General features: G+C 70.9%; 3 protein-coding genes and 1 pseudogene. All 4 read left to right on the forward strand.

Annotated elements, in window-relative coordinates; translation table 11 throughout:
- The coding region (locus tag ABT360_RS35150; RefSeq protein WP_351825802.1) for a hypothetical protein at nt 1-710 on the forward strand (710 nt) is incomplete at its 5' end.
- 50 nt (nt 711-760) lie between these two features.
- Complete coding sequence (locus ABT360_RS35155; protein WP_351825804.1) at nt 761-1,693, forward strand: alpha/beta hydrolase family protein; 933 nt, start codon at nt 761-763, stop codon at nt 1,691-1,693.
- Nucleotides 1,694-1,945: 252 nt separating this feature from the next.
- The gene (locus ABT360_RS35160; protein ID WP_351825806.1) at nt 1,946-2,230 is read left to right on the forward strand and encodes a hypothetical protein; all 285 of its coding nucleotides are present in this window, start codon (nt 1,946-1,948) and stop codon (nt 2,228-2,230) included.
- Between the two features lie 232 nt (nt 2,231-2,462).
- Nucleotides 2,463-2,969: pseudogene (locus ABT360_RS35165) on the forward strand (IS5 family transposase); the annotation flags it as partial.
- Between the last annotated feature and the right edge of the window lie 370 nt (nt 2,970-3,339).

Below are 3,339 nucleotides of genomic sequence, written 5' to 3' on the forward strand. Positions count from 1 at the left end.
GGAGTACGGCGATGGCCGACGCTGTCTACACACATGGGCACCATCGGCAGCAGCACGAGGGAACGTACGAACGCCTTGCCGGGAAAGCGCACCCGGGCCAGCTCACCGGGCTGCTCGGCTGCGCCCCGGCCTACGCCTCCGCCCTCGTGGCGGCGGGCGCGCTGCTGGGCCAGGGCCGGCTGCTGGAGACCCTGAGCGTCGGCCGCTTCGTGGTCCACGAGCTGGGCACAACTCTCGTGGTGCCGTGCGCGGCCCTCGCGCTGCGCGCGGGCCGCGCCGCCCTCGGTGCCGCGTGGGCCGCCGCTGGTGCGCCGGCCGTGCTCGGCGCGGCCACGCCCCTCCCGGACCTGCACCTTGGGCCCCGCCCCTGGGTGGACACCCTGCGCTGCACGGACACCGGGCCTGGTGCCTTTCCCGTGGCGGCCGTCATCGCGATCACCGAGCTGCAAATCCGCGTAGCCGCGTGGGCGCGCCGCGGGACCCCTTGGATCGCCCTGGGAGCCCTCGCCGTGTTCGCGGCCTCGGCTGCGACCTTCGCGGCGCCGCCTTTGGGAAACCTGGGTGAGGCGCTGATGCTGGCCGGGCTACTGGCCTCACTGCACCATCCGGCGGTGAAGCCCCAGGCCGCCCCTGGTGCGTTACGCGTAAGTGAAATAAGTTCCGCAGAAAGAAACGACCGCAGCGTTGGCGTAGACACGTCAATGTGCTGAAGTGGGGTACAGCGTTTCCCTCTCCGATACCCCCACAGGAGGGCTTCCCCGTGCTGCGTACACTCATACGCGCCGTCCCCGCCGTCATGCTGGCCGTCACCGCTGCCCTGACGGCCCCCACCGCCGTCGCGGCCACCCCCGCCGCCCGTGCCGTCGCGGCCGACCCCGCCGCGCCCGGGGCCCACCCCGCGGCCTATACGGACCTCACCGTCTCCGCCTCCGGCCGCTCCTACAGTGCCCGGATCTGGTATCCCGGCACGACCGCGGGCGCCAACGCACCCGTCGCCCCGGGGCTGCACCCCGGCCTCGCCTTCGGGCACGGCTTCCTCCAGGACATCTCCAAGTACGAGTCCACCCTGCGCCACTACGCCTCCTGGGGCTTCATTACGGTCGCGCCCAAGTCCCAGGGCGGCCTCTTCCCCAGCCACACCGGCTTCGCCGACGACCTCAACGCCGGGCTCGCCTGGCTGACCGCACAGAACGCCACCGCCGGATCCCGCTTCGCCGGAGCCGTCGACACCAGCCGCTACGCCCTGTCCGGCCACTCCATGGGCGGCGGCGCGGCCCTGCTCGCCGCATCCCGCAACCCGGCTGTCAAGACCGTCAGCACGCTCGCCGCCGCCGAGACCAACCCCTCCGCCGTCACGGCCTCCGGAGCCCTCACGATCCCGGCCCAGTACGTCGGAGCAAGCAAGGACACCGTGGCCGGCGTCGACGCTCACCAGCGCAAGATGTACGACGCGAAGCGCGCACCGACCCAGCTCCGGGTCATCACCGGCGGCTTCCACTGCGGCTTCACCGACAGCGGCGGCTTCGGCTGCGACAGCGGCTCGGTCACCCGCGCCGAACAGCAGCGCCTCACCCGCTCGATCACCACCTCCTACCTGCTCTACACACTCGGCCTTGACGGTTCCCTTCGGGACCAGGTGTGGGGCGCCGCCGCGCAGAACCTGCCCGGCGTCGTCTACACCGCCAAGCCCTGATCTGCCCCGTTGAGCCAACCGGAGGCACACCATGAGCGCACCCGCCCTCCGACTCGACCCCGACCGTGAGCGGCGCGCCTTCACTGTGGTCCCCGGGTGGCCCCCGGCCACCGTCCGCCGCGGCGCGCCCGCGCCCTTCGGATGGTGGCCGGCTGTCTACATCGCCCTCGTCGCGGCGATCGACCGCATCGAGTACAACCTCCTCGCCGGCGCCGGTGCCGGGTGTGCAGCGAGATTCACCGCGCCCTCAGGATGGCGGAGGAAGACATCTCCCGCTGGCGGCACGGGGTCGAAGAAGGCCGCACCTACGCGAGGGGCAGCAACGGCAACCGTCTGCACCGGTGGAACTGCCAGACTCTTCCCACCGTCGAGCAGAGCTTGGATTTGCTGGAACGCGAGATCGAAACCGCCCGGCGCAACGGCTACGCCCCCGGTGTTCTCTGGCAGCGCCTTCCCCAGCTGCACACGGCGGAGGAACTGCGCAAGCTTCCGACCCGGCGGCGCAACTATGCGCTGTGCGGACCAGACCCGCTCTGACCGGCGCGCCTATGGCCTGCCCTCAGCCAGCTCGCTGGCGATGTTCTCGATGTAGAGCAGGCTCCACTCCGCTCCGGCCGGCCACCCGACCCCCTCACCGGCGTACCGGCCCTGGACATCGGCCCGGATCCGATTGGCTAGTGTGCGGAGGTCTCTCTGCAGTCACTGCCGCCGGGCGCTGTCCATGGCCTGGCGCATCTCGTCCGTACCCGGGGAACCCATCCCCTCCTCCTCCGAGCTGGACTGGTCCCGTTGCGCGGTCGACTCGGTGAACCTGCGGGCCCTGGAAAGGGGGACCTGACAGGTCCGAATCCTGTCGACCGGGGCAAGTACGGCTCGAAGATCCATCTGATCACCGAGCGAAGCGGTCTGCCCTTGTCCGTCGGAATCTCCGGTGCCAACGTCCACGACAGCCAGGCCCTGATCCCGCTGGTGAAGGGCATACCTCCGACCGGTCCCGCCGAGGCCCCCGCCGACGCAAGCCCGGCAAGCTCCACGCCGACAAGGGCTACGACTACCGCCACCTGCGGCAATGGCTGTCGCAGCGCGGCATTCGGCACCGCATCGCACGCAAGGGCGTCGAGACCTCACATCGACTCGGCCGACCATCGAACGCACTATGGCCTGGCTCACCGGCTGCCGCCGACTGCACCGCCGCTAGGAGCGCAAGGCCGATCACTTCCTCGCATTCACGAGCATCGCCTGCACCCTCATCTGCTACCGCAGACTCACCAAATGAGATGACTGCCTAGAAGGGCGGCGCGGTTCGACCGGGCCTTATGCGTAGCGCAGCCGTTCGGCTGGTCCGCCGGAGGCCGGAACGGCCGACGCGGCGGGGGCAACCGGCGGGGCTGCAGGGCAAGGCGTGAACCGTGAACGGCAGTACGGCGGACACCCCGCGGTGACCACGGCTGCTCCCACGGCAGCAACGTCTCGTTCGAACAGGGCCCGTACGATCGCAATGCGGTGCTCGACCCCAGCGTGGGCCGCCTGGCCCCAAGGGCTGATGCGCAAGCGGTCAGTCCGCCGCCCAGCGCGGGAACCAGCAGGGCGACCGGTGCGAAGACGGCGAGCGTCACCAGCATGGCCCCGGCGAGGTACGGGCCGTC

Source organism: Streptomyces sp. NPDC000229, assembly GCF_040300825.1.
In the GTDB taxonomy this organism is placed as follows: Bacteria; Actinomycetota; Actinomycetes; order Streptomycetales; family Streptomycetaceae; genus Streptomyces.